This window comes from Cronbergia sp. UHCC 0137, from assembly GCF_034932285.1.
Classification (GTDB): domain Bacteria; phylum Cyanobacteriota; class Cyanobacteriia; order Cyanobacteriales; family Nostocaceae; genus Cronbergia.
Genome location: NZ_JAYGHC010000016.1, coordinates 44,235 through 48,892, shown reverse-complemented (window position 1 = coordinate 48,892; position 4,658 = coordinate 44,235). Strand labels below are relative to the sequence as shown.

7 protein-coding genes are annotated in these 4,658 nt (G+C 39.0%); 3 read left to right on the top strand and 4 right to left on the bottom strand.

The annotated features are described in order from the left end of the window. Together VB711_RS10090 and VB711_RS10085 are read left to right on the top strand one after the other, a co-directional pair. Positions 1-189, top strand: a 189-nt coding sequence (locus tag VB711_RS10090; RefSeq protein WP_323285781.1) for a hypothetical protein, incomplete at its 5' end; no start/stop codon positions are given. A 74-nt stretch (positions 190-263) separates the two neighbouring features. Continuing rightward, positions 264-581, top strand: a complete 318-nt coding sequence (locus VB711_RS10085) for an HNH endonuclease signature motif containing protein (protein ID WP_323285780.1) — start codon at positions 264-266, stop codon at positions 579-581. A gap of 246 nt (positions 582-827) precedes the next feature. Here VB711_RS10085 and VB711_RS10080 read toward each other — a convergent pair whose 3' ends face one another. The 4 genes from VB711_RS10080 to VB711_RS10065 all read right to left on the bottom strand — a co-directional run bounded on the left by VB711_RS10080 (position 828) and on the right by VB711_RS10065 (position 4,478). Beyond that, the gene (locus VB711_RS10080; protein ID WP_323285779.1) at positions 828-1,412 is read right to left on the bottom strand and encodes a GTPase; all 585 of its coding nucleotides are present in this window, start codon (positions 1,410-1,412) and stop codon (positions 828-830) included. Next, the gene (locus tag VB711_RS10075) at positions 1,405-2,568 is read right to left on the bottom strand and encodes a GTPase (protein ID WP_323285778.1); all 1,164 of its coding nucleotides are present in this window, start codon (positions 2,566-2,568) and stop codon (positions 1,405-1,407) included. Before VB711_RS10075 ends, VB711_RS10080 begins: the two co-directional genes overlap by 8 nt. Before the next feature lie 216 nt (positions 2,569-2,784). Beyond that, positions 2,785-4,188: an NAD(P)(+) transhydrogenase (Re/Si-specific) subunit beta gene (locus VB711_RS10070; RefSeq protein ID WP_323285777.1), complete on the bottom strand. Its 1,404-nt coding sequence runs from the start codon at positions 4,186-4,188 to the stop codon at positions 2,785-2,787. Further along, positions 4,185-4,478: an NAD(P) transhydrogenase subunit alpha gene (locus VB711_RS10065; RefSeq protein WP_323285776.1), complete on the bottom strand. Its 294-nt coding sequence runs from the start codon at positions 4,476-4,478 to the stop codon at positions 4,185-4,187. Before VB711_RS10065 ends, VB711_RS10070 begins: the two co-directional genes overlap by 4 nt. On the opposite strand from VB711_RS10065, the gene VB711_RS10060 reads away from it, so the two are divergent. Beyond that, positions 4,477-4,658: hypothetical protein (locus tag VB711_RS10060; RefSeq protein ID WP_323285775.1), on the top strand; the 182-nt coding region annotated here is incomplete at its 3' end. The genes VB711_RS10065 and VB711_RS10060 overlap by 2 nt on opposite strands.

The window sequence follows — 4,658 nt, the reverse complement described above, 5'->3', positions numbered from 1 at the left end:
GCACTCCCCTCAAATTCCCAAATAGCGATCGCACTCCTCCACTCCCCCAAAAGCGATCGCACTCCCTTCAACTCCCCAACAGCGATCGCGCCCCCTCAACCTCCCAAACAGCGATCGCATCCTTTCAACTTCCCCAACATCCTTTTTTATCTCATACAAAGTCGCAAAGGAAGAGGAAAAAGTTTTTAAAAACTTATATTTGACTTGTTCAATTACTTTGTTATACTTGATTTATAAACTAAAATATAAAGGAGAAAATAAACATGAATAATCAGCAAATCGCTTTCGATTTAGCCAAAGAATGGAGAACACAAGCAGTTTGGACTAAAGCTAATAAAATTCCTGGTATTAATCCAAATGTTTGGCGGCAAGATGTTTGTGGACATCTTATAAATAGATATGAGTATGGCAATCGTCATTCTGATTATGGATGGGAGATAGATCATATTACCCCACGATCTAAAGGTGGAAGTGATGCTATTTGGAATTTGCGTCCTCTTCAAGCACGCGCAAATGCTAGTAGACAAGCAGGATATTTAAATTGTTCAAACATAAATCAAGTAGAGTATATGAATTATTAGTTTTTGAGATAATAAATAGGTTGTATTTTCTAGTCATCTTACACAACCTATTGAGATTATCATTCATACTTCTTAAAAAATAGAATTTTATCCCTAGATATTGAATATGAATAGTAACAACATCCTAGAAACTTTTGAACCTGATAAATTTCCTAAACCCCCAAAAAAGCCTGAGAAGTTTCCAATCTCTCCTAAAAAGCCTGATACAATACCAAAGTTTCCTAATCAACCTAAAGGTATTTAATATCAACTTTTTGCAGCTAAAACAGACATTATAGGAATACTTTTTGAAGCCCAGTTTTTTGAACTATTATCAACTCTTAACTTTACCTGAAATCCTTGAAATGAAGGATTTAGATTATATTCCAATGTAATAGCCTTAACAAATTCTTCAATTTGTAATTTTCTGTTTTTTGAAACTATATCACGGTTTTCATTGGGAACTGATCCTGCAAACGTGAAAACTAGCCAAGCATTATTCCAAATAAATGCTCCTAATTTTTCTGTTAATAAGCTTATTGTCGTTTTTTCTTCTGGACGGAATCTTGTTTCATCTAAGCGAGAAACATAAATTAATGTGTTGATTGTTTTTAAATCAACATTATTGATTATCAAATCTAAATATTGTATGTCACACTCTAGATCATCTTCTGCTAGTCCTGGTGTATCAATCAGGCAAATATCACCTAAATGGCTAGTATGATCATAATGCCTGATTATTTTGGTACAAGCTTCGTATTTTGACGTTTCAGCAACAGGTTTGCCTAAAATTGAGTTAATAAAGCTTGATTTACCAACTCCAGTACGTCCAACAATTAAAAAATTACGCATTTCTACGATCTAACTCTAACCACAAACCTACTACAGTACCTAGTAAACCTCCAACTATTGCACCACCAGGACCGAGAAATAAACCTACGGCTGTTCCACCAGATGCAAGCCCTCCAATAAGACCTTTATTAATCTTATTTTTAATCTCTTCTTTTTGATTTTCATCTAGTTCAATTCGTGCTTTACCCGATGAAGAAAATACACTATCTTTCATAGCTGCTGCGAATGCTAAAGAACCGGATTCAGATGCTCTGACAAAAACTCTTGTAAAAAATTCTCCCAGCCATTTTTTGCCATCTGGTGTCGTTTCACTTAGGTTATCTACGGCTATAGATGGAATTTGATTAGCTGTACCTTCTTCTACATACTTAGCTATTTCTTTGCGTATTAATTCTGTTCTTATTTTTAAAGTTTCCTCATATTCTGAGGCAGTAACAGAATTAGCAAATGTAAAAACAATTACGGAGCATTTCCAGACTTTTTCACCAAACTCTTTTGAAAGACGTTTAATAACTTGTTTTTCATCACTTGTAACTCTAGTGTCATCTAGCCTACTTACAAACCACATTGAAACCATTTTTTGGATTTTTGGTTTCATTTCCTTCAAGTATTTTTGGTCATTACTAGCTTCTTCTTCATCACGAAGACCAGGAGTATCTACTATAATGAAATTGATACCATTTACTTTATGTTCATAAGTATCTACAGATTTTGTTGTGGCTTCATATTTACCAGTTTTAGCAACTTCACAACCTAATAAAGAATTGACAGTGCTAGACTTTCCAACTCCTGTGCGACCTGCTAAAACAAAAATAATCTGTTTATCAATTAATGTTTTTACCTTTTGTTTTAACTCATTGCTAATAAATGGCAAATTATCAATTTCCTGACAAAGTTTTTCGACATTTTCCTTTTCACTGCGAATTTCATATATACGCATTAAAGCAAGCTCAATGCCAAATTTGGCAAGTATATCCGCAAGTATTCCAGATGTTCCTAATACAACCATCCCTCCAAACATACCAGCCTGTCCACCAAGAATTGCTAAAGCTGATGTAATGGCTGCTGCGCCAAATAACCCTGTACTAGCCATGACAACTGCAAGTATTACTGCGGGTAATCCTAAAGCAGCTACTTTTCTTATAACTTCATCCATAAAGATAAACTCCTGAAAATTATTTAAAGAGTAGGTGTAACCTTATAATTTTTATTATTGCAAAATCTGGCAAATATTACTTAATATTGCGGGATAGCGTATAAAAAACTAGCCCTAAAAATAGTCAACTTTCTTAACTCTCTCTTTTCTTTGCGTCTCTGCCCCTCTGCGTGAGAAAAAAAGGGCATAGTCAAAAACTACACCCCTAACTATAACCTAAAGTTGCTTCACCTCACTCACTAACTTAGCCACCATATCCTTAGCGCTACCAAACAACATCGTTGTTTTAGCCTTATAAAACAACTCATTATCAACACCAGCAAAACCGGCACTCATACCGCGCTTAATCACAATAGTTTGCTTGGCTTTATCAACTTCCAAAATCGGCATCCCGTAAATTGGACTACTTGCATCACTACGCGCCGCCGGATTGACCACATCATTAGCACCAATCACTAAGGCCACATCAGCTTGTTCAAACTGGGGATTAATATCATCCATGTCGTACAACTGGGTATAAGGCACATTAGCTTCCGCCAATAATACGTTCATGTGTCCCGGCATTCTACCCGCTACAGGGTGAATCGCATATTTCACATCCACACCCATGCGTTCTAGTTGATCTGCCAACTCCCGGACGCTATGCTGTGCTTGAGCAACCGCCATACCGTATCCTGGGACAATTACCACAGAACGGGCATATCCTAACATCATCGCCCCTTCTTCAGGATCAATACTGCGAACAGGTTGACTACTTGCAGCAGCAGCACCACCACCAGTAGCAGTAGAGACTGAACCAAAGGCGCTAAATAAGACACTGAACAAAGAACGGTTCATCGCCTTACACATAATTTCAGTCAGGATGATACCCGACGCACCCACCAAAGCACCGGCGATGATTAACATATTGTTCATCACCACAAACCCAGCCGCAGCCGCAGCCACACCGGAAAGGGAGTTCAACAGCGAAATCACCACGGGCATATCACCGCCACCAATAGGCAGTACAAACATTACACCCAACACCAAGGAAACAGCTACCACTCCCAAAAATATGGGGAGACTATCTGGTGTGATGATTAAATAGGCACTTCCCGCCAAATAAGCACCCAACAGCATCAGGTTAAATGGTTGCTGCAAGGGGAAGGTAATCGGTGTACCGCTAACTAAACCTTGCAATTTCGCAAAAGCGAGAAAACTACCCGTTAAAGTTACACCACCGATTAACACATCCAATAACATGGAAATGTTCACATCAAGGGGAATCGGTTGAGAAGCATCTAACAACCGCCAAAATTCCGCCACTGCGATAAGTGCCGAAGATGCACCACCTAAACCGTTGAGTAAACCCACCATTTGGGGCATTTCGGTCATTTGCACTTTGTAAGCTACAACTGCCCCAATCACTGAACCAATGGCCAACCCGATCAAAATCATTTCGTAATTTAATACGTGTTGATCTAGCAAGGTGGCAACAATTGCTAACAGCATCCCCACCGCAGCCACAAGATTACCGTTTCTAGCTGTAGCTGGAGAACCCAGTTTTTTCAAACCGAGAATAAATAATGATGCAGCGACTAAATAAGTTAGCTGAATCCCCGTTGGTAAAAAGTCGCTCATGCTTTAACTTCCTTTTTTTTGAACATCTGTAGCATTCTGTCTGTGACGAGGAAACCACCGACAACGTTAACCATTGCCAAAATTACGGCAATTAAGCCGAGAATTACGGATAAGTTCGTGTTTCTCTCCCCAGCAGCTAATATTGCGCCGATTACAGAGATGCCGGAAATGGCGTTTGAACCAGACATTAAGGGGGTGTGCAGAGTGGGGGGGACTTTGTTAATGACTTCAAAGCCGATAAAAGATGCCAACACCACTACAAATAAGGCTGCAAGTAATGCTTCTGTCATGTCAATTTTAGATTTTTGGATTTTGGATTTTTGGATTTTACACACAAGCCTAGTCAGAACTGGAAACTCCGACCCCAGAACTCGAAACTCCGACCTCAGAACTGGAAACTCCAACCTCAGAACTCGAAAATCCGACCCCGGAACTCGAAACTCCGACCTCAGAACTGGAAACTTCGACCT